General features: G+C 60.1%; 21 protein-coding genes. 13 read left to right on the forward strand and 8 right to left on the reverse strand.

Annotation, left to right across the window (positions count from 1 at the left end; all coding sequences use genetic code 11):
- Positions 1-74 precede the first annotated feature (74 nt).
- Both galU and gorA read left to right on the forward strand, forming a co-directional pair.
- Entirely contained in the window at positions 75-914 is an 840-nt protein-coding gene (gene galU / locus QF043_RS13165) for a UTP--glucose-1-phosphate uridylyltransferase GalU (RefSeq protein WP_003212579.1), read from the forward strand.
- Positions 915-1,011: 97 nt separating this feature from the next.
- Positions 1,012-2,370, forward strand: coding sequence for a glutathione-disulfide reductase (gene gorA, locus QF043_RS13170; RefSeq protein WP_307418813.1), 1,359 nt, complete (start codon positions 1,012-1,014; stop codon positions 2,368-2,370).
- Here gorA and QF043_RS13175 read toward each other — a convergent pair whose 3' ends face one another.
- Complete coding sequence (locus QF043_RS13175) at positions 2,371-3,378, reverse strand: DNA-binding protein (protein WP_307418815.1); 1,008 nt, start codon at positions 3,376-3,378, stop codon at positions 2,371-2,373.
- A gap of 170 nt (positions 3,379-3,548) precedes the next feature.
- Here QF043_RS13175 and QF043_RS13180 point away from each other — a divergent pair, with 170 nt between their 5' ends.
- The 3 genes from QF043_RS13180 to ahpF all read left to right on the forward strand — a co-directional run bounded on the left by QF043_RS13180 (position 3,549) and on the right by ahpF (position 6,871).
- The gene (locus tag QF043_RS13180) at positions 3,549-4,481 is read left to right on the forward strand and encodes a site-specific integrase (protein WP_307418816.1); all 933 of its coding nucleotides are present in this window, start codon (positions 3,549-3,551) and stop codon (positions 4,479-4,481) included.
- Between the two features lie 133 nt (positions 4,482-4,614).
- Positions 4,615-5,178 carry an alkyl hydroperoxide reductase subunit C gene (gene ahpC / locus QF043_RS13185; protein ID WP_003173835.1) on the forward strand — a complete coding sequence of 188 codons (564 nt, stop codon included), beginning with the start codon at positions 4,615-4,617 and terminating at the stop codon, positions 5,176-5,178.
- A 127-nt stretch (positions 5,179-5,305) separates the two neighbouring features.
- On the forward strand, positions 5,306-6,871 hold the full coding sequence (gene ahpF, locus QF043_RS13190) for an alkyl hydroperoxide reductase subunit F (protein WP_307418817.1): 1,566 nt from the start codon (positions 5,306-5,308) through the stop codon (positions 6,869-6,871).
- 107 nt (positions 6,872-6,978) lie between these two features.
- Here ahpF and gloA read toward each other — a convergent pair whose 3' ends face one another.
- A complete protein-coding gene (gene gloA / locus QF043_RS13195) occupies positions 6,979-7,500 on the reverse strand; it encodes a lactoylglutathione lyase (protein ID WP_078742582.1) in 522 nt (173 codons plus the stop codon).
- Between the two features lie 194 nt (positions 7,501-7,694).
- On the opposite strand from gloA, the gene QF043_RS13200 reads away from it, so the two are divergent.
- Positions 7,695-8,231, forward strand: a complete 537-nt coding sequence (locus tag QF043_RS13200) for a DUF4946 domain-containing protein (protein WP_307421381.1) — start codon at positions 7,695-7,697, stop codon at positions 8,229-8,231.
- A gap of 105 nt (positions 8,232-8,336) precedes the next feature.
- Here QF043_RS13200 and QF043_RS13205 read toward each other — a convergent pair whose 3' ends face one another.
- Complete coding sequence (locus QF043_RS13205) at positions 8,337-8,699, reverse strand: histone-like nucleoid-structuring protein, MvaT/MvaU family (protein ID WP_065929983.1); 363 nt, start codon at positions 8,697-8,699, stop codon at positions 8,337-8,339.
- A gap of 199 nt (positions 8,700-8,898) precedes the next feature.
- Positions 8,899-10,440, reverse strand: coding sequence for an EAL domain-containing protein (locus QF043_RS13210; protein ID WP_307418819.1), 1,542 nt, complete (start codon positions 10,438-10,440; stop codon positions 8,899-8,901).
- A gap of 297 nt (positions 10,441-10,737) precedes the next feature.
- Between QF043_RS13210 and QF043_RS13215 the strand changes: the two genes are divergently transcribed.
- The 4 genes from QF043_RS13215 to QF043_RS13230 are packed head-to-tail and all read left to right on the forward strand — an operon-like array spanning position 10,738 to position 15,825.
- Positions 10,738-11,298, forward strand: a complete 561-nt coding sequence (locus tag QF043_RS13215) for a fimbrial protein (RefSeq protein ID WP_307418821.1) — start codon at positions 10,738-10,740, stop codon at positions 11,296-11,298.
- 59 nt (positions 11,299-11,357) lie between these two features.
- Positions 11,358-12,131: a molecular chaperone gene (locus tag QF043_RS13220; protein WP_307418822.1), complete on the forward strand. Its 774-nt coding sequence runs from the start codon at positions 11,358-11,360 to the stop codon at positions 12,129-12,131.
- 2 nt (positions 12,132-12,133) lie between these two features.
- Positions 12,134-14,740, forward strand: a complete 2,607-nt coding sequence (locus QF043_RS13225) for a fimbria/pilus outer membrane usher protein (protein ID WP_307418823.1) — start codon at positions 12,134-12,136, stop codon at positions 14,738-14,740.
- Complete coding sequence (locus QF043_RS13230) at positions 14,740-15,825, forward strand: fimbrial protein (RefSeq protein ID WP_307418824.1); 1,086 nt, start codon at positions 14,740-14,742, stop codon at positions 15,823-15,825. The genes QF043_RS13225 and QF043_RS13230 overlap by 1 nt, the downstream gene beginning before the upstream one ends.
- Here the strand turns inward: QF043_RS13230 and QF043_RS13235 are convergent.
- Positions 15,816-16,715 (reverse strand): LysR family transcriptional regulator, encoded by a 900-nt coding sequence (locus QF043_RS13235; RefSeq protein ID WP_307418825.1) that lies wholly within the window; start codon positions 16,713-16,715, stop codon positions 15,816-15,818. The two genes, QF043_RS13230 and QF043_RS13235, sit on opposite strands and share 10 nt — an antisense overlap.
- Positions 16,716-16,792: 77 nt before the next feature.
- Between QF043_RS13235 and QF043_RS13240 the strand changes: the two genes are divergently transcribed.
- Both QF043_RS13240 and hppD read left to right on the forward strand, forming a co-directional pair.
- Complete coding sequence (locus QF043_RS13240) at positions 16,793-17,716, forward strand: DMT family transporter (protein WP_307418826.1); 924 nt, start codon at positions 16,793-16,795, stop codon at positions 17,714-17,716.
- A 245-nt stretch (positions 17,717-17,961) separates the two neighbouring features.
- A complete protein-coding gene (hppD, locus tag QF043_RS13245) occupies positions 17,962-19,038 on the forward strand; it encodes a 4-hydroxyphenylpyruvate dioxygenase (RefSeq protein ID WP_099489136.1) in 1,077 nt (358 codons plus the stop codon).
- 64 nt (positions 19,039-19,102) lie between these two features.
- Here the strand turns inward: hppD and rarD are convergent, their stop codons facing one another.
- From rarD to QF043_RS13260, 3 genes are all read right to left on the reverse strand, one after another.
- Positions 19,103-19,984, reverse strand: a complete 882-nt coding sequence (gene rarD / locus QF043_RS13250; protein WP_307418827.1) for an EamA family transporter RarD — start codon at positions 19,982-19,984, stop codon at positions 19,103-19,105.
- A 193-nt stretch (positions 19,985-20,177) separates the two neighbouring features.
- Positions 20,178-21,188 (reverse strand): aldo/keto reductase, encoded by a 1,011-nt coding sequence (locus tag QF043_RS13255; protein ID WP_307418828.1) that lies wholly within the window; start codon positions 21,186-21,188, stop codon positions 20,178-20,180.
- A gap of 81 nt (positions 21,189-21,269) precedes the next feature.
- Positions 21,270-22,172 (reverse strand): LysR family transcriptional regulator, encoded by a 903-nt coding sequence (locus QF043_RS13260; protein WP_236369949.1) that lies wholly within the window; start codon positions 22,170-22,172, stop codon positions 21,270-21,272.
- Between the two features lie 101 nt (positions 22,173-22,273).
- Between QF043_RS13260 and QF043_RS13265 the strand changes: the two genes are divergently transcribed.
- On the forward strand, positions 22,274-22,978 hold the full coding sequence (locus tag QF043_RS13265) for an SDR family oxidoreductase (RefSeq protein ID WP_307418829.1): 705 nt from the start codon (positions 22,274-22,276) through the stop codon (positions 22,976-22,978).
- Positions 22,979-23,120: the final 142 nt, after the last annotated feature.

A 23,120-nucleotide genomic window follows, 5' to 3' on the forward strand; every position in this document is an offset into this window, starting at 1 on the left:
AGCCATTGTAAGGTGACTGCGGCCTGATTAGACTGCGCCGAATTCCGTACGCACAGCCCTTTGTAAGGACTTATATGATCAAGAAATGCTTGTTCCCAGCAGCCGGTTACGGCACTCGCTTCTTGCCAGCGACCAAAGCCATGCCCAAAGAGATGCTGCCGGTGGTGAACAAGCCACTGATTCAGTACGGCGTCGAAGAGGCACTGGATGCCGGCCTGAACGAAATCTCCATCGTTACCGGTCGTGGTAAGCGCGCGCTGGAAGACCACTTCGACATCAGCTACGAGCTGGAAAACCAGATCAAGGGCACCGACAAGGAAAAGTACCTGGTCGGCATCCGTAAACTGCTCGACGAGTGCTCGTTCTCCTACACCCGTCAAACCCAGATGAAAGGCCTTGGCCACGCCATCCTCACCGGCCGCCCGCTGATCGGTGACGAACCGTTCGCCGTGGTCCTGGCGGACGACCTGTGCGTCAACCTGGAAGGCGACGGCGTACTGACCCAGATGGTCAAGCTGTACCAGAAATACCGTTGCACCATCGTTGCGGTTCAAGAGGTCGACCCTCAGGAAACCAACAAATACGGCGTGATCGCCGGCGACGACATCGGTGATGGCCTGATTCGTGTGCGCGACATGGTTGAAAAACCCGCACCGGAAGATGCGCCTTCGAACCTGGCGATCATCGGTCGTTACATCCTGACGCCGGACATCTTCAAGCTGATCGAAGAAACCGAGCCAGGCAAAGGCGGCGAGATTCAAATCACTGACGCCCTGTTGAAGCAAGCCAAAGATGGCTGCGTGATTGCCTACAAATTCAAAGGCCGTCGCTTCGACTGCGGTGGCGCTGAAGGCTACATTGAGGCCACCAACTTCTGCTACGAGCACTTCTACAAGACCGGTAAGGCTTACTGATTCACAGTAGCCCGCCCAAAAAGCCACCTTCGGGTGGCTTTTTCGTTTTTCAGCCCCATGTAAGTCGGTATGCTGATGAGCTGCCGAGGAGAGTGAAATGGCCTACGATTTTGATCTGTATGTAATTGGCGCCGGTTCCGGCGGTGTTCGCGCAGCGCGCTTTGCCGCAGGCTTTGGCGCAAAAGTGGCGGTAGCTGAAAGCCGTTACCTGGGCGGTACCTGCGTGAACGTAGGCTGCGTGCCGAAAAAGCTGCTGGTGTACGGCGCGCATTTCGCCGAAGACTTTGAGCAGGCCAGCGGTTTCGGCTGGTCACTGGGTGAAGCGAACTTTGACTGGGCGACCCTGATCGCCAACAAAGACCGAGAAATCAACCGCCTCAATGGCATCTACCGCAACCTGCTGGTTAACAGCGGCGTGACCCTGCACGAAGGGCACGCGCGTTTGGTTGATCCGCACCAGGTGGAGATCAATGGCGAGCGCTTTACGGCCAAACACATCCTGATCGCGACCGGCGGCTGGCCGCAGATCCCTGAAATCCCGGGGCGTGAGCACGCCATCGGCTCCAACGAGGCGTTCTTCCTCAAAGAGCTGCCCAAGCGCGTGCTGGTAGTTGGCGGTGGCTACATCGCCGTCGAGTTTGCGGGCATCTTCCATGGCCTGGGCGCACAGACAACCTTGCTGTATCGCGGCGACCTGTTCCTGCGCGGGTTTGACGGCGCGGTGCGCACGCACCTGAAGGAAGAGCTGACCAAGCGCGGCCTCGACCTGCAATTCAATGCCGATATCGAGCGCATCGACAAGCAGGCCGACGGCAGCCTCAAGGCCACCCTCAAAGACGGTCGCGTGCTCGAAGCCGACTGCGTGTTCTACGCCACCGGTCGCCGCCCGATGCTCGACAACCTGGGGCTGGAAAACACCGGCGTCAAATTGGATGAGCGTGGCTTTGTCGAAGTCGACGACCTGTACCAGACCGCCGAAGCCTCGATCCTGGCGATTGGCGATGTGATCGGGCGGGTGCAATTGACGCCCGTCGCGCTGGCCGAGGGTATGGCGGTTGCGCGTCGGCTGTTCAAGCCTGAGCAATACCGTGCGGTGGATTACGCGATGATCCCGACCGCGGTGTTCAGCCTGCCGAATATCGGCACCGTGGGCCTGAGCGAAGAAGACGCGAAGAAAAACGGCCATAAGGTGCAGATCTTCGAAAGCCGCTTCCGGCCGATGAAGCTGACGTTGACCGATTGCCAGGAAAAAACCTTGATGAAGCTGGTGGTCGACGCTGACACCGACAAAGTCCTGGGTTGCCACATGGTCGGGCCGGATGCAGGTGAGATCGTTCAGGGCCTGGCGATCGCGCTCAAGGCGGGCGCGACCAAGCAGCATTTCGATGAAACCATCGGCGTGCACCCCACAGCGGCGGAAGAGTTCGTCACCATGCGCACGCCTGTGGCGGGCTGATCAGGCCTCGGCGGTTGCCTCTGGCGGCGTTGCAACGACGGCCGCCAGGCGCAATGCCTCGATACTGGCCTGGGCCTTGATCAGGTCCAGCTCCAGGGTTTTGCTGAGCTGCTGTTGCTCGCTCAGCGCCGCCTGGCGCGCTTGACTTTCCTCTACCGCAACCCGCAAACGCTCCTGAAGCAGGGTGCGTTCGCTGTCTATCCGCCCAAGCTGTTCGCTGAGCGTTTGCTGTTGCGCGTGCTCCTTGCGTGATTGCTCCTGCAGGGCGGTCAATTCCTTGCTGGTCACGCGGTGCTCGATCAGCAGTCGCTCATTGTCGCGATGCAGCTGAGTGATCTCATCCTGACGCACCATGGCGCTCTGTTGCGCCTGGCGCAGCTCGGCCTGCACCTGCTGCAACTGGCCTTCATGGCGCCGTTGTTCCTGCTCGCGTTGCTCCTTGACCGCATTGCGATAGTGCTCAAGCGCGTCGCGGGCGTGCAGGTGCTTGTCTTCCAGCGAGCGAATCTGTTCGTCCTTGTCTTTGATGCGCAACTCGTAATCGCTGCACGCCTGGCTAAGCCCCGCATTGCGCGTTTGTTCGGTTTGCAGGCTGGTGCTGGCGGTCTGCAAGGCGGCGCTTTCTTCGGCGAGTGCGGCGGCCTGGATATCAAATTGCTGCTTGAGCTGGCCGTGGGCTTCTTCAAGCGCTTGCACCTGGGCGAGCAGGGCGGCTTTTTGCTGTTCGAATTGCGCCTGCGCCAAGTCAATCGGCTCCTGGGCCTTGTCTTTAAGGCGTTGGGCCAGCCGCGCTACCAACTCGCCCAGCTCGTCGTCGATGGGCGCCTGGGTGATCGTCAGCCGGGTTTCGCTGTCATCCAGCTCCTTCAAATAGCGGTGAATTGTAGTTTTTGAGCCGGTATTGCCCATCTCGATGCGTACCGCATCGATGCTGGGGTTTTCGCCACGGGCCAGGATCGCCAGGCGTGCCGTTTGAACCACTGCTTTGTTTATGCCGCCGCGCGCCATGGGGTCTCCGTCGATTTAGTACTGTGGTACATGGTATGTAGATACATACTGTATCACGAATAAAATACCGTTTAAATTCATGAATTAACAGATGGGATATTGGCGTATTATCCCGTGTCATAACGTTTTTAACCGTTAATACACCCGCCAGCAGTACGAATAGGCCTTTTATGAGCGACCTGGACCGTTACCTCAACGCCGCCACCCGTGACAACACACGGCGCAGCTATCGCGCGGCCATCGAGCATTTTGAAGTGAGTTGGGGCGGGTTCCTGCCGGCCACCAGCGACAGCGTGGCGCGCTACCTGGTGGCCCATGCCGGGGTGCTGGCGGTCAACACCTTGAAGCTGCGGCTCTCGGCGCTGGCGCAGTGGCACACCAGCCAGGGTTTCCCGGACCCGACCAAGGCGCCCGTGGTGCGCAAGGTGCTCAAGGGCATCCGGGCGGTGCACCCGGCGCAGGAGAAGCAGGCCGAGCCTTTGCAGCTCAAGCACCTTGAACAGGTGGTGGCCTCCCTTGAGGTTGAAGCCAGGCAGGCGATTGAGGCGCAGGATCAGCCGCGATTGCTGCGCGCCAAGCGCGACACTGCGCTGATCCTGCTGGGCTTCTGGCGCGGCTTTCGCAGCGACGAGTTGTGCCGCCTGAGCATCGAACACGTACAAGCAGTGCCCGGCGCCGGCATCAGCCTGTACCTGCCGCGCAGCAAAAGTGACCGCGACAACCTCGGCAAGACCTACCAGACCCCGGCACTGCTGCGGCTATGCCCCGTGCAAGCCTACAGCGAATGGCTGAGCGTTTCGGCCTTGGTGCGCGGCCCGGTGTTCCGGGGCGTAGACCGCTGGGGCAACCTGGGCGAGGAGGGCTTGCACCCCAACAGCGTGATCCCGCTGCTGCGCCAGGCCCTGGAGCGCGCGGGCATCCCTGCGGATCAATACACCAGCCACTCACTGCGCCGTGGCTTTGCCACGTGGGCCCACGGCAGCGGCTGGGATTTGAAGTCGCTGATGAGTTACGTCGGCTGGAGCGACATGAAATCCGCCATGCGCTATGTTGAAGCGACACCCTTTTTGGGCATGACCTTGGCTACCCAACCGCTGCTTTGAGATTTCTTCTATTAATACAGAGACCTGATAGGGAAAACCAATCGTCAGCATCAGGTTTGCCAATGAGCCATCGACACAAAGAGTGAGTAGGATTCATCTCATCAACTGTTCAACCACTGACGGAGAGTCACCGATGCCTATCATCAACAGCCAAGTAAAACCGTTCAAAGCGACCGCCTACAAAAACGGCAACTTCGTAGATGTGACTGACGCTGACCTGAAAGGCAAATGGTCGGTCGTTTTCTTCTACCCAGCCGACTTCACCTTCGTTTGCCCAACCGAACTGGAAGACCTGGCTGACAACTACGCCGAATTCCAGAAACTGGGCGTCGAGATCTACAGCGTTTCCACCGACACCCACTTTGCCCACGCTGCCTGGCACAACACTTCGCCAGCCATCGGCAAAATCCAGTACACCATGATCGGCGACCCAACCCTGACCATCTCGCGCAACTTCGACGTACTGATCGAAGAAGCCGGCCTGGCAGACCGCGGTACTTTCGTGATCAACCCGGAAGGTCAGATCAAGATCGTTGAGCTGAACGACGGCGGTGTTGGCCGTGATGCTTCCGAGCTGCTGCGCAAAATCAAGGCCGCTCAGTACGTCGCTGCTCACCCAGGCGAAGTCTGCCCAGCCAAGTGGAAAGAAGGCGAGGCTACTCTGGCTCCGTCCCTGGACCTGGTCGGCAAGATCTAAGTCTGTGAAACATCAAGGGCGGATTGCCGCACCTTAAGTAAGCTGCACCGCCCTCAAAACGCCCGGGCGAGAGTCGCTCGGGCGTTTTTTTGTCTGCAATAAACCGAATTAACAGGAAATCGCCCGTATGTTGGACGCCAATCTTAAAGCTCAGTTGAAGTCATACCTGGAACGGGTCACCCAGCCGATCGAGATCGTCGCCTCCCTCGACGACGGTGCGAAATCCCAGGAAATGCTTGCCCTTTTGCAGGACGTAACCAGCCTCACCACGCTGATTACCCTCAACACCGATGGCAATGATGCGCGCAAGCCGTCGTTCTCCATCAACCGCCCGGGTGCCGATATCAGCCTGCGTTTTGCCGGCATCCCCATGGGCCATGAATTCACTTCGCTGGTGTTGGCCTTGCTGCAAGTCGGTGGCCACCCGTCGAAGGCCAGTGTCGAAGTGATTGAACAGATTCGTGCCTTGAAAGGCGAGTTCAGCTTCGAGACCTACTTTTCGCTGTCGTGCCAGAACTGCCCTGACGTGGTTCAGGCGCTGAACCTGATGGCCGTGCTTAACCCGAACATCCGCCACGTCGCCATCGACGGCGCGCTGTTCCAGGCTGAAGTCGATGAGCGCCAGGTCATGGCAGTGCCCAGCGTGTACCTCAATGGCGTGAACTTCGGCCAGGGCCGTATGGGCCTGGAAGAAATCCTCGCCAAGCTCGACACCAGCGGTATCGAAAAGGCCGCCGAGAAAATCAGCGCCAAAGACGCCTTTGATGTACTGGTTGTTGGGGGTGGCCCGGCCGGTTCTGCTGCTGCGATTTACGCTGCACGTAAAGGCATTCGCACCGGTGTTGCGGCTGAGCGCTTCGGCGGCCAGGTGCTGGACACCATGTCCATCGAAAACTTCATCTCCGTGCAGGAGACCGAAGGGCCGAAGCTGGCCAGTGCGTTGGAAGCGCATGTGCGTCAGTACGACGTGGACATCATGAACCTGCAACGTGCCAGCAGCCTGGTGCCGGCCAAAAACGCCGGTGACTTGCACGAAATTCGCTTTGAAAGCGGTGCCACCCTCAAGTCCAAAACCGTGATTCTGGCCACCGGGGCCCGCTGGCGCGAAATGGGTGTGCCGGGCGAGCAGGAATACAAGGCCCGCGGCGTGTGCTTCTGCCCGCATTGCGACGGCCCGTTGTTCAAGGGCAAGCGTGTGGCAGTGATCGGCGGTGGCAACTCCGGCGTTGAAGCGGCCATTGACCTGGCCGGTATCGTCAGCCACGTGACCTTGCTCGAGTTCGACAGCAAATTGCGCGCCGATGCCGTGTTGCAGCGCAAGCTCTACAGCCTGCCGAACGTGGACGTGATCACCAGTGCGCTGACCAGTGAAGTCAAAGGCGACGGCCAGAAGGTCACTGGCCTGGCGTACAAGGATCGCGACAGCGGCGAGTTCAAGACCATCGACCTGGAAGGCATTTTTGTTCAGATCGGCTTGCTGCCCAACACCGACTGGCTCAAGGGCACGGTGGAATTGACCCCGCGCGGCGAGATCATCGTCGATGCGCGTGGCGAAACTTCACTGCCTGGCGTGTTTGCTGCCGGTGACGTGACGACCGTGCCCTACAAGCAGATCGTGATTGCGGTAGGTGAGGGCGCGAAGGCTTCGCTCAGTGCTTTTGATCACTTGATCCGCACGTCGGCACCGGCATAAATTCAGGTACCGCACATAAAAAACCCCATGAGTGATCATGGGGTTTTTTTCATTCCCACGTTCTACGTGGGAATGCATCCGGTGACGCTTTGCGTCACGCAGAACGCTTACAGCGGCGCTGGCTGAATAATCTCTACCCAGTAAGCATCCGGGTCTTTGATGAACGCCAGGCTTTTCATGCGGCCATCGCTCAGGCGCTTCTGGAAATCGCAGCCCAGTGCTTCAAAACGCTCACAGGCCGCGACGATATCCGGCACCGAGATGCAGATATGGCCAAAGCCACGCGGGTCGGTATTGCCGTTGTGGTAAGCGAAGTCGGCATCGTTTTCGGTGCCGTGGTTGTGGGTCAGTTCCAGGATGCCCGGGATCGACTTCATCCACTGCGTGCGCGCAGCGGCGTCGGCCGGGATCTGGGCCTTGTCCACCAGGGCGAGGAAATACAGGCTGAATTCGGCTTCAGGGAAGTCGCGTTTTTCAACCAGGGAAAAGCCCAGGACGCGGGTGTAGAAGTCCAGCGACTTGGTGATGTCCTTGACCCGCAGCATGGTGTGGTTGAACACGAAGTTCGCGGTGGCGGTGTCAGGTTGGGCAGTGACGCCCGGGAAAGTGTTCAGATCGTGCAGGCTCATGGGCCCTCCAGAAAAAATGGGGCAAACGCGACTCGTGACTTGAGTGGTCCCTTGGCTTGCGGCCGGCATCCATGCCGCACCGTCATGATACGCAAGCGTGGCCGGCCGAGCCAAATGAAAAAGGTCACTCAGCCCTTGCGAGTCAAGGGTGCCAGGCTCAAACTTCGATGCTTGAACCTTGGGTGTTTGTCTTGATGATTGAATTTCGTAAACCGCTGTTGAGCGCTGTCTGTATGTTGCTGGGCAGCCCCTTTGTGTTGGCGGCCGATCCGGAAATTCATTGGCCCAGTGGCTGGCAAGTCGAGGAAGTCGTGCCCGACGACGACGCGCCGGTAAAACCTCAGGCGGTGTCCCGTCAGCGCGCCATCAAGAATGATGAAAACGGTAACACCTTGATGGTCATGGAGTTGACCGGCACACCGATTGAGGCAGGTCACAAAGTTAATCTTGAAGGTGTACTGCTGGAAATGCGCAAATCCATCCAGAAGGATTTTGCCGGCAGCGGTTATCAAAGCGTGTGCACAAAGATGCACACCAGCACATTGAGCCGTCTTGACGCGCTGGAAACTACTTGCGTGATTACCGAGAACGGCCGGCACATATTGTCACAAACATTGGTCGGCGCAGTTGATACCGATAAAGCCTATGTCTTTTCCTTTGCCGGCCAGGCCGAAGCCTATGAAGCCAGTAAGGACGAAGTCAATTCGGTGCGTGATAGCCTTAAACTTTGAACGGGTTATCTTGCTCGTTTTTGAACAACGTGAGCCGTTAATCAAGTTCGTTTTCGAAGCAAAAAAAACCCCGCATCCGCGGGGTTTTTTGTACGCGTCTTTCGATCAGCCGCGCAACCAGGAGTCTACAGTGGCAGCGCCATACTGTTCTTTCCAGGCTTTCAGGCCGCGGTGATTGCCGCCTTTGGTTTCGATCAGTTCGCCGGTGTGCGGGTTGTGGTAAACCTTGACCACACGTGCGCGGCGCTGTTTTGGTGCGGCGGCGGCAGCGCTGGCTTTGCCAGGGTTAGGATCAAGGATCGAGATGATGTCGCGCAGGCCTTTGCCGTAGTGCTTCATCAGGCCTTGCAGCTTTTCTTCGAATTCGATTTCTTTTTTCAGGCCGGCGTCGTTCTTCAAGGATTCCAGCTGAGCCAGCTGCTCTTGAAGGGCTTTTTCTGCTGCGCGAAATTCGGCGAGTCTGGACAAAATCTGTACTCCAATAGTGTAGTTGGCTGATATCAACTGCAGATAAAGCGTGTAAGCCAAGAGCTTTAAGGTAACTCAAAGAAAGAGGCCTTTCTGCGAGTTCAGCACAGGCAGGAAAAATTGTAGTAGTTAATGCCGCACGAGTAAATCACGGCGTTACCTGAATAAGATTATTTCATCCGGCGCACTAGATGGCTATTCAATGGCTGGCCAGCGACTTAATGAACTCTTCACAGGGTAACGGCCGACCGAACAGGTAGCCCTGCAGGAAATCCACACCTTGGGCCGCGAGGTATTCGCATTGCTCTGCTGTTTCCACGCCCTCGGCCACAGTACCCAGGTCCAGCTTGCCGCTGAGTTCTATGATGCTGTCCAGAATATGCCGTGAGAGTGCATCGGCGCCGATCATGGCGACAAAGCTTTGATCGATTTTCAAGTAATCGACATTGAAGTTGCGCAAGTAACCCAGGCTGGAATGGCCGGTGCCGAAGTCATCAATCGCGATCATCACCCCCAGTTGATGCAGGGCGTCGAACAGGCGGGCGGTGGTGTCGGTCGGCTGAATCAGCTCACGCTCGGTCAACTCCAGTACCAGCGTCACCTGGCCGGGGGCGAAGGCAGCGAGAAACTCCCGACAGTCCTGCACCAGATCCAGGTCCTGGCAGTGACTGGCGGTGATGTTCACGCCGATATGGAAGCCCGGGCTGAAGCGTCCGGCATGCGGGGCCAGTTGCGCAGCGGTCTGGCGGAGCAACGAGCGGGTCATCGGCACGATCAGGCCCGAATGTTCGGCCAGCGGGACAAACAGGTCAGGGCGAACCAGGCCTTCCTTCGGGTGCCGCCAGCGCATCAACACTTCACAGCCGGCCCATTCGCGGGTGTCGCCACGCACCACTGGCTGGAAATACGGAATGAATTCATTGGCCCCCAGTGCCCGCTGCAACTCATGGGTCGGCGCCGACGAGCGCTTTTGCAGCCAGTGGGCCAACACGCCCGCCAGCACCCCAAAGAACACCAACAGACTGAACAGCGCCGGGTAACGCGCCTCCATGTACCTCCACACCTCACCGACGGGCATGCCGGCATCGACACTGTACGAGTAACGTTCAGAGGCCAGGTGCTGATGGGCCACCGCAAACTGCGGCATTGCAGTGGTGTGCACCTTGCCGTCAGCGTCCAGCCAGTTGGGCCCCACGCGCAGGATCAGGTGCGCGTAGCGGCTGATCAGGCGCAAGGCGTTGGTCAGGTGGTAGCCGTCAACCGAGGCGAACGCGGCTTTATCGCCATCGACCAGGCGGTAAACCAATAACGCGGTATCGGGCGTTACCGGGTTGCCGTTCATCAACCACAGCGTGCCCGCTACGTAGTCGTCCGGGTTGACTGGTGACTGGTAGCTGTCGCCGAACAACGAGCTGCAATAGATGTTTTTTTGCCAGGACAAGGTCGTTGCCCGCACAAAAGGGCGCCGCGTGACCTGCTCGCGCAGTGCCAGTTGCGCGCCGTTGTCGCACGGTTGGCCGGCCAGCGGCAGCAATCTCTGGGCGGCGAGGGCGGTGTTGTCGAGCATTAAATCGAACTGGCGCACAGCCTCCTGCGCAGTTTGGGCGGTGCTTTGCTCAAGGGTGCGCTCGGCTTGCCAATGAAGAATCACCACCCCCAATAAAACGGGAATCAGGCCGCAGGCACTGGTGATGAGCGCGCGTGCGGTTCGGCTTCGGGGGCCTTTGGCGGTGAGGGGCATAGAGGCAGCCAATAACGGAATAAAAAGACGGGTGTGTGCCGATGATAGTTGGCATTGCGCAGTGCCGCTCACTTGTTTGGCGCGACTTGACCTAGCCGTTCGGTCAGTTGTTGCGATTGTCTCAGCTTGGCAAGATAAACATCGTTGCAAAAAGTAAGGGAGTTCGCAGCAGCGACCCTTCCAGCCTCTCTCTCAGCCGTTTCAGCCCACTTCTGGCGGGACGGTCGACCCACGTCTTTCAATTGTTGAAATTCGTTTCGTAACCCGTTAACGCGACTTGATAAGGAACTACCTGCAATGAATAACCTCCGACTGGCCGCTGCCTTCCTGGCCGCTACCGGCGTCGCCGCGCTGCCTGCTTTTGCCGCAGACGGTACCATCAGCCTGACCGGTGAAATCACCGGCACCACCTGCAGTATCAGTGGCGGGGCAGGCTCGGCGCCTGGCGCCAGCCCGAACTTCGCCGTGGTGCTCAACAAGGTCCAGGCCAGCGCGCTCAATGCAAAAGGCCAGACGGCCGGCACCACCCCTTTTGTTGTACGTGTGGGTGCGTGCCCCAAGGATACGACGGTGGCGGTGTTGTTCGAGAGCAGCAGCCCGGCGATCAACCCGGCTACCGGCAACTTGAAGAATCAGGCGCCGGCCAAACCCGTGCCTGCCAGCCTCGTTGAGGTGCAGATTGTCGACGGCACCACCCAAAAGCCTATGGACCTGCGCCTGGCGCTCAATTCGAGCAGCGCAAAAGTCCCCGACAAAGGTGAAGTGTCGCTGCCGTTTGCCGCGCAGTACTTCGCCACCGGCGCCGCAACCCCAGGCCCGGTAAGCACGCAGGTGCTGTACTCCGTCACGTTCCCCTGATCAGGGCCTGGAGTCTGGCGGTTCGCCAGGCACTGGACAGCGCCTTGGAGGACCGCCCCATGGTTTCCCGACTCCTGTTCGCCATTGCCTTGCTGCTTGCCATTTCGGTGTGCAGCGGATGGCCATCCATTGCCCATGCCGGCGTAGTGATCGACGGTACGCGGCACATTTACCCGCAACAGCGTCGCGAAATCACCTTGCGCCTGACCAACGACGACGAACGCGCTCCGCGCCTGGTTCAGGTGTGGCTGGACCAGGGAGACCCCGCGTCAGACCCCTCTAACAGCGAGGTGCCTTTCAGCCTTTCGCCGCCGGTGTTTCGCCTGAACCCGCAGAAAAGCCAGGCCGTGCGCCTGGTCTACACCCAAGAGCCACTGCCGGCGGATCGGGAATCGTTGTTTTGGCTGAATGCGCTGGAGATCCCGCCCAAGCTCAACACCGAGGCCGATGATGCCCCCGCCAACCACCTGCAGTTCGCCTTTCGTATCCGTACCAAAGTGTTTTTTCGCCCCGCCGATCTGCCGGGCAGCCCGAACGACGCGCCCACGCAATTACGCTGGACCTTGCGCCGCAGTGCCCAGGGGGCGCTGCTGGAGGTACACAACCCCTCGGCCTATCACGTGACATTCAACGAGGTGGCGTTGGCCATGGGCCCGCAAAAAGACGCGCCGCTGCTGCAGGCGCAAGAGGGCATGGTGCCGCCTGGCGGCAACCTGACCCTGACGGTGCGCGAGGCCGTACAGGCCATCCCCGCCGATGCGCAAGTGCATTTCAAATTCATCAATGACTACGGCACGTTTTCCGCGCCGCAGCGTGCTCCTCTGAAGTTCTGACTATGCCTGCCTTGTTGCCATTCACATTCTGCCAAGGCGCTGCCTGGCTGCTGTCCCACCCTCGACTGCTGTTGCTGTTCGGCTTGCTGAGCACGCTTGTGTTATCGGCCGAGGCGGCCCCGTTGTTGTTTGATCTGGAGGCTTTTACCAGCGGCATGTCCAGCCCGGCGGATCTCTCGCGCTTCAATACCGGCAACGTGTTGACGCCTGGGGTTTATCGCGTTGACGTGATACTCAACGGGCAATCACTGGGCCGTCGCCCGATCACCTTCGTAAACGTGGGCAAACAGGACGCGGCGCAACCCTGTGTGAGCGCGCAACAATTGGCCGAACTCGGGGTGGTACTGCGCAACGCCGAAGCCGTTGCCGAGGAGGATTGTCGCGAGTTCGCCGCATGGATTCCCATGGCCAGCAGCCATGTCGATGTCGAGTCCCTGACCCTGGACGTGAGTATCCCGCAGGTCTACATCAATCGCTCTGCTCGCGACTACGTTGACCCCGCCCAATGGGACGCAGGCATTGATGCCGCGCTGCTCAATTACACCTTCAGCGCCGCAGCGGTGACCTCGGGTGCGGGTGAAGATCGCGGTTACCTGGGCCTGGACGGCGGGGTCAACCTGGGTGACTGGCGGCTGCGCCACCAGGGCGGGCAAGCCTGGGCTTCGCGAAGCGGTCATTTGCCTTATCAAGCCACGGCCACTTACCTGCAACGCGCCGTTGCCGCTTGGCAGTCGCAACTGACCGTGGGCGACAGTTTCAGCAGCGGCCAGATCCTCGACGGCGTGCGCGTGCGCGGCATTACCCTGGCCACTGATAACCGGATGCTGGCGCCGTCGCAACAAGGTTATGCGCCCCAGGTGCGCGGCGTTGCCGACAGCAATGCCACTGTGACGGTGCGCCAGAACGGCTACACCCTTTACGAAACCACGGTGGCGCCCGGGCCTTTTGTGATCGATGATCTCTACCCCACGGGCTACGGTGGCGACCTCGACGTCAGTGTCACCGAGGTAGACGGGCGGCGCAGCACCTTTGTCGTGCCTTATTCGGTGGCCCCGCAGCTCTTGCGTTACGGCGCCACGCACTACAGCGCAACGGTGGGGCAGGTGCAGCAGCATGGCGTCAGCGATGCCAACGCCTCGGTGTTTCAAGGCACGCTGCAACATGGGCTGATCGATAGCCTCACCGTTTACGGGGGCGCCACCCTTTCCCAGGGTTATAGCCAAGGCAAGGCGGGCCTGGCGATCAGTACAGCCGTTGGCGCGTTCGCCCTGGACACCACCCACTCGCGCACACAGGTGCAGGGGCAGGCGGTAGCGCGCGGACAAAGCCTTGGCCTGGCCTATAACAAGAACCTGCCGTTTTCGGGAACGCATTTTGCGCTCGGCGCCTATCGCTTCTCGACCGCTGGCTACCTGAACCTGCCGGACGCCTTGAATGTGCGCGATCTGGGCCGTCACGGCGGGAACCTGGACAGCTATGCGCGGCAAAAAAGCCGCCTGGACCTGACGATCAGCCAACGGTTGGGGGAGGGCACCCTGAGTGTGTATGGCAGCTCTACTGACTACTGGGCCGGGCAGCAAGGGCGCCAGACGTCGTTCACCGCCAGTTATGGGGCCAGCTGGAAGTCACTGAGCTGGAACCTTTCGGCGCAGCGTTCGAGGATCAGCGAGCTGTATCGGGCGAGCGATCGTGAACGCGCCGAGGATGTTTTCTTCGGCCGCTCGGCGCGCACCGAACGCGTGGAGAATCACTGGGTACTGAGCCTCTCCATGCCATTGGGCGAGGGCACGCGCGCACCGACCCTGAGCAGTTCACTGTCACGGGATGCGGGGGATTCGCGCGGCAGTCAGCAACAACTCGGCATCAATGGCTTGCTGGGGGAGACGGCGCACACCCATTACGGCTTGGTCGGCAGTCGCGGCAGCGGCGATCACGGCGGTTCAAGTTTCAACGCTTACGCAGGCTATCGCAGTCACGCCGCCAACCTGCGCGGCGGCTATGGTCAGAGCCAGCGCAATGCACAAGTGTCCATGAGCGCCGACGGCGGCCTGATCGCCCACAGCGGTGGCGTCACCCTGGCGCAAAACCTCGGTGAAGCGTCGGCGCTGGTGCATGCGCCAGGCGCCCAGGGTGCGCAGCTCGGCGGCTCCGGGGTGCGTATCAACAAGCAGGGTTACGGGGTCATGTCTTCTTTGCGGGCGTACCAGCCCAACGCCGTGGACATCGACCCGCAAGGCATGCCCATGGACGTGGAATTAAAGGAGTCGAACCGTTCCGTGGTGCCGACCCTGGGCGCAATATCGCTGGTCAAGTTCGAGACCGTCAGCGGCCGGGCGGTGGTGATAAAGGCCACCCACCCGAACGGCAAGCCCCTGCCGTTCGCAGCCCAGGTATTTGACGAGCAGGGCAACGAAGTCGGGGTGGTTGGCCAGGCGGGCAAGGCTTTCGTACGCGGGGTTGCCGACCACGGCAGGCTGACCGTGCAGTGGGCCGAGGCGGCGGGCGAGCGGTGTTTCATTCGTTACCATCTACCTGCCCGTGAACCCGGTCGCCGCCAAGAAAATACAGATCAATTGGTCAGCCAGTGTCGCTACGAGGAGAGCACCTGATGAATCACACTAAAAACGGTGTTCAACTCTTCACGATCAGATTTTCAGGCATCGTCGCACTGCTGAGCGGCTGGGCTTTCGCAACGCCTGCCCACGCGCACTTTGGTAACGCTGGCGATTGTTCGCCCCAGGCAAACCTGAATGTCTCGATTGCGCCCATCACCCTGCAGGGCAACGTACAGATCGGGCAGGCCCTGGGCGAGGTAAACGGCTACAACTTCGATAGTGGCAATGGCTACGTAATGCGCTGTCAATACAAGGATTGGCCTATCGAACAACCCGTGACAGCGAACATAAGCACCGTCAATTCGCCGGCTACAGGGATCACGTTCAGTGCGTCCGGCCTCTCGATGCCGGTCTACGCCACCAACCTGCCCGGAGTGGGGTTCGCGGTGATGGCCAGGGATCCCGGCCAACCTTTTCAGCCACTCCATCACGGCGCCACGGCGTTATTAACCGTCAAACACAACAAGCCCAGTGGGTGGGGGCTCCAGGGGCGGATCTACCTGGTGGTCACCGGTCCTGTCTCGGCCGGCACGATCACGGCGGGCACGTTTGCCAACTACACGCTGACCAATGTCACGACCTCAGGCCCGGGCTACGCCTCGGTAAGCCTCAGCAACGCGGTCATAGCGCCGCCGCTGCGGCCTACCTGCCATGTTTCGACACCTTCGGTTGTCATGCCGATGGGGCCTGTGACCAGCCGTGATTTCACGGGCGTAGGCAGCTACGCCGCAAGCGTGAGCCAAAACATCCGGCTGGACTGTGCCGGGGGAACCGGTGGCAGCCTGGATATCTGGGTCACGGTGACCGACCAGACTAACCCCGCAAATCGCGGCAACCAGTTGTCGCTGACGCGTACTTCGACAGCCAAGGGTGTGGCAATACAGCTGTTGAGTGGCCCCTCAGTGCTGAACTATGGCGCCGATTCTTCGGCCGTCGACAACCTGAACCAATGGCGGGTGACCAGTACGAGCAACGGCACCATCACGATCCCTTTGACTGCTCGTTATGTGCAAACCGAAAAAATGATCCAGCCCGGTACGGCCAACGGGTTGGCTTCGTTCACCATGAGTTATCGGTGAATGCCGGTGTGTTGCAGCCCTTGCGCGAGCGTGAGGAACGCGAGGGCTGCAGGTGAGGCCTGGCGCCGGTCCAACACCGCCAGGCCGATCCGGCGCGGCACGGGCGGCGATAACGGCCGTGCCACATAACGACTGTCGACTCGCTCGGGCAACGATGCCTGCGCCACGATGCTCAGCCCGTCGCCACGGCTGACGGCTTCCAGCGTACTGAGCAATTGGGCACAGCGATACCGCACGTTGGGCCGCAAACGCGCGTCGCTGAACAAGCGCATCACCAGCTCCGATGAGCCGGCTTCGGTGAGAATGAACGGATCGTCACACAGCGCTTGCAAAGGTATTGATGTGCTGGCAACCAGCGCATGGGTGGCCGGCAACAACGCGACCAGCTGATCCTCGAACAACGCCACAGTGTCGAAACGTTCACTGTCTGTTGGCGTGTCGGCGAGCACCACAAAACCCACGTCGACGCGTCGCTCGTCCAGCCACTGGATGACTTGCCGATCTGGCCCTTCGTCCACATGCACTTCAATGCCCGGGTAGGCCTGCCGAAAATGGCTGAGGATTGTCGGTAACAAGCGCACCGACGCAGTGGGGCCGAAGGAGCCGATGCGCAAGGTGCCGCGTTTCATGCCACGGGCGTCGGCGGCTTCCTGCTGTAAGGTCGCGGCCAGGCCGAGCATGGCACGGGCGCGCCCGAGTAATTGCGCGCCGATGTCGCTCAGCTCCACCCGCGTCTGGTGGCGCCGAAACAATTCCACGCCCAGCTCCTGTTCCAGGGCCTTGACGGCATGGGACACCGCCGACTGGCTGATGCCCAGGCGGTGCGCCGCACTGGTGAAGCCTTGCAGCTCGGCCACCAGCGAAAAAATTTCCAGTTGGGTCAAGGTCATGAGTAAAGGCTCATTTTACGATTACTGATCATTAGTCGAAGAATATGCCCATCCTGTCGCCTGTCGAGCAACTGCTAATGCAACCTCCGTCTGATCGCCTCACCTACCTGAAGCTCGCCGCCGTGACCATGATCTGGGGCGGCACTTTTGTCGCCGGGCGTTACCTGGCCAATCAAGTCGACCCGCTGCTGGCCGCCAGCCTGCGGTTTATCCTGGCCAGCCTGGCGCTGCTGCTGTTTATGCTGTGTGCACGCATCCCGCTGGCGCGGCCACGTCCCCGGCAACTGCTGCATCTGGCGGTGCTGGGGTTTTTCGGGATCTTTTTCTACAACCTGTGTTTTTTCTACGGCCTGCATTACATCAACGCCTCGCGCGCTTCGTTGATCGTTGCGTTGAATCCGGCGGTGATCGGCCTGGCTTCCTGGTGGTTGTTCAAAGAGCGCCTCGGCGCTGCCAGGGTACTGGGTATCGCGTTGTGCCTGGCCGGCGCTGCGGCGGTGATCGTCAGTCGCAACCCGCAGTTGCTGCAAGGTGCATCGAGTACCTGGCCGGGCGACGTGCTGGTGTTTGGCTGTGTGCTGGGGTGGGGGATTTACTCGTTGTTTTCCCGCGCGTTGAATCAAAGCCTGGGGCCGTTGCAAACGGTCAGCTGGTCAGTGCTGCTGGGCACCCTGATGCTGACGGTTGCCACCGCGCTCGCCGGGCGCTTCACGCTGGCCGGGCTTGGCAGCCTGCACCTGCCGCAGGTTGTGAGCCTGGTGTATTTGGGCGTGCTCGGCTCTGCGCTGGCGTACATCGGCTATTACGATGGCATCCGGCGTATCGGCGCGACCCGCGCCGGCGTGTTCATCGCGCTGAACCCGCTGACGGCGGTGATCTGCGGCGCGCTGCTGCTCGGCGAACAACTCACGTTACCCATGGCGCTCGGCGGCGCGGTGATCCTGTTGGGCATCTATCTGTGCAACAAACCCCTTGCGCCGCCCAGCGCAATAGGGATTTGATGAGAGTTCGGACAAATACTGTTACGCTGTGTAGAATCGATTTACGCATACAAGAATATGGACTTGCGCTCACGCAAGCCTCGGCCGTCAGAGACTGATGTAATCATGAAGCTACTCGGCTCCCCCCTGATCTTTGGTGACTTCCTCGCCCGCAGCGTGCGGGGCCTGTCGTGCGCGCCACCCTGCAACCTCATCCTTGCCTGTAATTGACTGCTTGCTACTTACAAGAATGATGAGGTGCCGAAATGGCCGACCAATACGAAAACCCAATGGGCCTGATGGGCTTTGAATTTATTGAATTCGCATCGCCGACTCCGGGCACCCTGGAGCCGATCTTCGAGATCATGGGCTTCACCAAAGTCGCGACCCACCGCTCCAAGAATGTGCACCTGTACCGCCAGGGCGAGATCAACCTGATCCTCAACAACCAGCCCGACAGCCTGGCCTCGTACTTTGCCGCCGAACACGGCCCGTCGGTGTGCGGCATGGCGTTCCGGGTCAAAGACTCGCAGCAGGCTTACAACCGCGCGTTGGAACTGGGCGCCCAGCCGATTCATATCGAAACCGGCCCGATGGAACTCAACCTGCCGGCCATCAAGGGCATCGGCGGTGCGCCGCTGTACCTGATCGATCGCTTCGGTGAAGGCAGCTCGATTTATGACATCGACTTCGTGTACCTCGAAGGTGTCGACCGCAACCCCGTAGGCGCGGGCCTCAAGGTCATCGACCACTTGACCCACAACGTGTACCGCGGCCGCATGGCCTACTGGGCCAACTTCTACGAAAAACTGTTCAACTTCCGTGAAGCACGCTACTTCGATATCAAGGGCGAATACACTGGCCTTACGTCCAAGGCCATGAGTGCCCCGGACGGCATGATCCGCATCCCGCTGAACGAGGAGTCGTCCAAGGGCGCCGGCCAGATCGAAGAGTTCCTGATGCAGTTCAACGGCGAGGGCATCCAGCACGTGGCGTTCCTCACCGAAGACCTGGTCAAGACCTGGGATGCGTTGAAGAAGATTGGCATGCGCTTCATGACCGCGCCGCCGGACACCTACTACGAAATGCTCGAAGGCCGCCTGCCAAACCACGGCGAGCCGGTGGACCAACTGCAGGCGCGCGGTATTTTGCTGGACGGCTCCTCGATCGAGGGCGACAAGCGCCTGCTGCTGCAGATCTTCTCGGAAACCCTGATGGGCCCGGTGTTCTTCGAATTCATCCAGCGCAAAGGCGACGATGGGTTTGGCGAGGGCAACTTCAAGGCACTGTTCGAGTCGATCGAGCGTGACCAGGTACGTCGCGGTGTACTGACCACCGACTAAGCGTCAGCAACAAAAAAGCCCGGCCGAGAAGGTTCTCAGCCGGGCTTTTTAGTGCCTGCACATTTTAAGCTTTGCGCTGACGCACCAAATGTTTGAAGCCTTCATACACCAGCACCATCACGGCCAGCCAGATCGGGATATACGTCAGCCACTGCCCGCCCTTGATGCCTTCGCCCAACAACAAGGCGACAAAGAGCAGTAACACCGGCTCCACATAGCTGAGCAACCCGAACAGGCTAAAGGCCAATAAACGGCTGGCGATGATGTAGCTCACCAGCGCCGAAGCACTGATCAAACCCAGCATCGGGATCAAGGCATAGAGCTTGGGATGCACATCCAGCACGGCAAAACCTTGTTCGCCATGCTGCACAAACCACCAGGCCACCGGCAACATCAGCGCCATGTCCAGCCACAAGCCACCCAGGTGATCGGTGCTCAGGTATTTGCGCACCACGAAGTAAACCGGATAACCGATGATCACCACCAGGGTGGCCCAGGAAAAACCACCGGCCTGGTACAGCTCATTGAGCACCCCGAGCGCGGCAAAAAATACCGCGATCTGCTGCAAGCGCGACAAGCGTTCGCCGTAGACCAGGCGCCCGGTCAACACCATGGTCAGCGGCAACAGGAAATACCCCACCGACACATCCAAGCTGCGCCCATTCAGCGGCGCCCACATAAACAACCACAATTGCACGCCCAGCAGGGCCGACGACAGCACCACGCCGCCGATCAATCGCGGTTTGGCCGCCAGCATTCGCAGCAACTCCCACACACGCCGCCATTCACCGCTGACGATCATGAACACCGTCATGCACGGCACAGTCAGCAGCATGCGCCAACCAAAAATCTCCAGGCCGCTCAAGGGCGTGAGCAGCGAGGTGAAGTAATACATCACGGCAAACAACACCGAGGCCAAGACCGATAAAACAACACCTTTAGACACACTGTCCTCGCGAAACTGTCTGATATAAAAAGAAGGGGAATTTCAGAGGGTGATTATGGTGCTTTTAGCGAGAGGCGGTTGCGCTGTTTAGGGGCGTTTTGCAGAAATTTACTCACGAGCAGGGCTTCGCTTGAAACGGTGGCGAGCAGGTTTACCTGCTCGCCACAAGGGCAGGGTGAGCGGTTTTTATCTGCTACGAGCGGGCAACGCGCCCCGAGACAAAATGGCCCACGTCATTAAACCCTGGCGTAGACGAATGCCCCGGCGTCACCAGCGAGTCAATGAACGCCTCATCTTCAGCCGTGATTTTCACCTCCAAAGCCCCGGTGTACGCATCCCACTGCGCTTCGGTACGCGGCCCGACAATCGCCGAACTCACCGCCGAGTTATTCAGCACCCAGGCAATCGCAAACTCGACAATCCCCACGCCACGCCCTTGGGTGTACTGCTGAATCTGCTGAGCGATGCGCAGCGACTCCACCCGCCATTCGGTTTCCAGGATGCGTTTGTCCTGGCGCGCCGCACGGCTGCCGGCCTGCGGCGTCACGTCGGGCGCGTACTTGCCGCTGAGTACGCCACGGGCCAGTGGGCTGTAAGGCACCACGCCCAAGCCATAGGCGGCGGCTGCGGTGATCTGCTCGACCTCAGCCTGACGGTTGACGATGTTGTACAGCGGCTGGCTGATGATGGGTTGGTCCACACCCAGACGCTCGGCCACGCGCATCACTTCGGCGATACGCCAGCCCCGGTAGTTGGACAGGCCCCAGTAGCGGATCTTGCCTTGGCGGATCAGGTCACCAATCGCCGACACGGTGACTTCCAGCGGCGTGTCGTGGTCTTCACGGTGCAGGTAGTAGATGTCCAGGTAATCGGTATCCAGGCGTGTCAGGCTGGCTTCCAGCGCATTGAACATGCGCTTGCGGCTCAAGCCACTGCGGTTGGGCAAACCGTCTGCCGGGCCGAAACCGACTTTGGACGCCACCACCCAGTCCGCCCGATTACGGGTGATCGCTTCGCCGACGATTTCCTCGGAGCGCCCGCCGGTGTAGACGTCGGCCGTGTCGATAAAATTGATGCCCTGGTCCCAGGCCTTGTCGATGATGCGCAGCGAGTCTTCCGTGTTGGTCTGCTCGCCAAACATCATGGTGCCCAGGGTCAGTGCGCTGACCTTCAACCCGGACTGGCCCAATGTGCGGTAAATCATGCAAAGCTCCTCATGGCAGGGAAACGTTGCCCATGCAATACCAGACTCGGCAGCTCTGGGACAAGCCCTGCGCGTGTTTCTTCATGGATTCAGCAAGGCCTGGCAACGCTGCTGTAAAAAGCCATGCAGCACTTTCACCCGTTCCGACACTTGCAGGCGGTGTGGGCACATCAGGTTGAACGGCGTGGGCTCGCCTTGCCAGTCGGGCAGCAACGGCACCAGCCGCCCGGCCTTGATATCGCCGGCAATATCGAGGTTGGCCTTATACGCGATGCCGTGGCCTGCCAGCGCCCAGCGCCGCACGATTTCACCGTCATCGCTCAGGTAGTCGCCCGACACCTCGACCTCTTGCAGCAAGGCGCCTTGGCGAAAGTACCAGGTGTTATTCGCCTGCCCACGGCGCATGTAGCGCAGCGTACTGTGCTGCGCCAGATCGGCTGGCGTGCGCGGTGTGCCATGGCGCGCCAGGTAGTCGGGGCTGGCGCAGGGGATGCGATGGTGGCCAGGCACCACAGGCAACGCCACCAGGCTGGAATCCCTTGGCACACCAAAGCGCAGGGCGATATCGACGGTGTCACGAAACAAATCCGCGTTGCTGTCGTTGAGCAGCAACTGCAAGCGGATAGTCGGGTGTTCGAGCTTGAACTCATCCAGCCAACCCAGCAGTACGTTACGGCCAAAGTCCGAAGGTGCCGCCAGTTGCAATAACCCGCTCAAGCTCTGGCCTTGTTGCTTGATCGCCTGTTCACCTTCGGCCAGCGCTTCGAGGGCCACCCGCACGCTGTCCAGGTAGCGTCGGCCTTCTTCGGTCAGGCGCATGCTGCGCGTCGAGCGGGCGAGCAAGCGGATGCCCAGCCGGGTTTCCAGGCGCTTGAGCGCAATACTTGCCGCTGCCGGGGTGAGGTTGAGGCTGCGCGCCGCCGCCGACAGGCTGCCGGTGTCGGCGGTACGCACGAACACTTCAAGGTCCAGGGTCGAGCTCATTTGTAAAAATCCTTTAAAGATCTTGTCGTTTTACCGGGATTTTTCGCCGATTGCCAAGCTGAGAAGATCAACGCTCACTTTCTTAGCCAGGTAGCAACCCCATGACATCTTCCCTCAGCGGTAAAACCGTCATCGTGATCGGCGGCAGCAGCGGCATTGGAGCCGCCGTGGCCAAGGCCGCCACCGCCCGTGGCGCACACGTGGTGCTGGCCGGGCGCCGTTTGGCCTCCGGGGCGGACAATGGCGTACGCAGCGAACCGGTCGACGTAACAGACAGTGCTTCGCTGCAGCGGTTGTTCGAAACGGTCGGGCGCTTTGACCATTTGGTGTACACCTCTGGCCCGTCGGTGCGGGCCAAACCGCTGATCGAGACCGACCTGGACGAGGCCCAGGACAATTTCAACGTGAAACTCTGGGGCGCATTGCGCGCGATTCAGCAAGCGCTGCCGTTTTTGGCAGAGCATGGCAGTATCAGCCTGACCTCGGGCCAACTGGGGCGTAAGTTGATGGCGGGTCAGTTCATCAAGACGGGTATCAATGCTGCGACCGAAGCGCTCGGCAAGCAGCTTGCCAAAGAGTTGGCGCCACGTCGGGTCAATGTGATCAGCCCGGGCGTGATTGATACACCGGCTTATGCCGGTTTGGCAGAAGAGCAACGCCAGGCGATGTTCGCCAAGGCCGGTACGGCATTACCGGTGGGCCGAGTCGGGCAGGCAGAGGAAGTGGCGGCTGGGTATGTGCTGGCGATGGAAAATGGCTTTATAACCGGCGCCGTGTTGGATATCGACGGCGGCGGCCTGTTGTAAACACAGAATAGAAATGTGGGACCTGCTTGTGTGGGAGCTGGCTTGCCTGCGATGCAGACACCTCGGTTTATCAGGTACACCGAGTTGATGCCATCGCAGCGGTGCGACGATTCGACAAGCCAGCTCCCACAGAAGAGGCCAG

The sequence above is a fragment of the Pseudomonas sp. W3I7 genome (assembly GCF_030816095.1).
Classification (GTDB): domain Bacteria; phylum Pseudomonadota; class Gammaproteobacteria; order Pseudomonadales; family Pseudomonadaceae; genus Aquipseudomonas; species Aquipseudomonas salomonii.

Excerpts from the sequence above, each read along its gene's own strand:
- galU (WP_003212579.1), top strand. The coding sequence starts at position 75 with ATGATCAAGAAATGCTTGTTCCCAGCAGCCGGTTACGGCACTCGCTTC.
- gorA (WP_307418813.1), top strand. The coding sequence starts at position 1,012 with ATGGCCTACGATTTTGATCTGTATGTAATTGGCGCCGGTTCCGGCGGT.
- QF043_RS13175 (WP_307418815.1), bottom strand. The coding sequence starts at position 3,378 with ATGGCGCGCGGCGGCATAAACAAAGCAGTGGTTCAAACGGCACGCCTG.
- QF043_RS13180 (WP_307418816.1), top strand. The coding sequence starts at position 3,549 with ATGAGCGACCTGGACCGTTACCTCAACGCCGCCACCCGTGACAACACA.
- ahpC (WP_003173835.1), top strand. The coding sequence starts at position 4,615 with ATGCCTATCATCAACAGCCAAGTAAAACCGTTCAAAGCGACCGCCTAC.
- ahpF (WP_307418817.1), top strand. The coding sequence starts at position 5,306 with ATGTTGGACGCCAATCTTAAAGCTCAGTTGAAGTCATACCTGGAACGG.
- gloA (WP_078742582.1), bottom strand. The coding sequence starts at position 7,500 with ATGAGCCTGCACGATCTGAACACTTTCCCGGGCGTCACTGCCCAACCT.
- QF043_RS13200 (WP_307421381.1), top strand. The coding sequence starts at position 7,695 with ATGATTGAATTTCGTAAACCGCTGTTGAGCGCTGTCTGTATGTTGCTG.
- QF043_RS13210 (WP_307418819.1), bottom strand. The coding sequence starts at position 10,440 with ATGCCCCTCACCGCCAAAGGCCCCCGAAGCCGAACCGCACGCGCGCTC.
- QF043_RS13215 (WP_307418821.1), top strand. The coding sequence starts at position 10,738 with ATGAATAACCTCCGACTGGCCGCTGCCTTCCTGGCCGCTACCGGCGTC.
- QF043_RS13220 (WP_307418822.1), top strand. The coding sequence starts at position 11,358 with ATGGTTTCCCGACTCCTGTTCGCCATTGCCTTGCTGCTTGCCATTTCG.
- QF043_RS13225 (WP_307418823.1), top strand. The coding sequence starts at position 12,134 with ATGCCTGCCTTGTTGCCATTCACATTCTGCCAAGGCGCTGCCTGGCTG.
- QF043_RS13230 (WP_307418824.1), top strand. The coding sequence starts at position 14,740 with ATGAATCACACTAAAAACGGTGTTCAACTCTTCACGATCAGATTTTCA.
- QF043_RS13235 (WP_307418825.1), bottom strand. The coding sequence starts at position 16,715 with ATGACCTTGACCCAACTGGAAATTTTTTCGCTGGTGGCCGAGCTGCAA.
- QF043_RS13240 (WP_307418826.1), top strand. The coding sequence starts at position 16,793 with ATGCAACCTCCGTCTGATCGCCTCACCTACCTGAAGCTCGCCGCCGTG.
- hppD (WP_099489136.1), top strand. The coding sequence starts at position 17,962 with ATGGCCGACCAATACGAAAACCCAATGGGCCTGATGGGCTTTGAATTT.
- QF043_RS13255 (WP_307418828.1), bottom strand. The coding sequence starts at position 21,188 with ATGATTTACCGCACATTGGGCCAGTCCGGGTTGAAGGTCAGCGCACTG.
- QF043_RS13260 (WP_236369949.1), bottom strand. The coding sequence starts at position 22,172 with ATGAGCTCGACCCTGGACCTTGAAGTGTTCGTGCGTACCGCCGACACC.
- QF043_RS13265 (WP_307418829.1), top strand. The coding sequence starts at position 22,274 with ATGACATCTTCCCTCAGCGGTAAAACCGTCATCGTGATCGGCGGCAGC.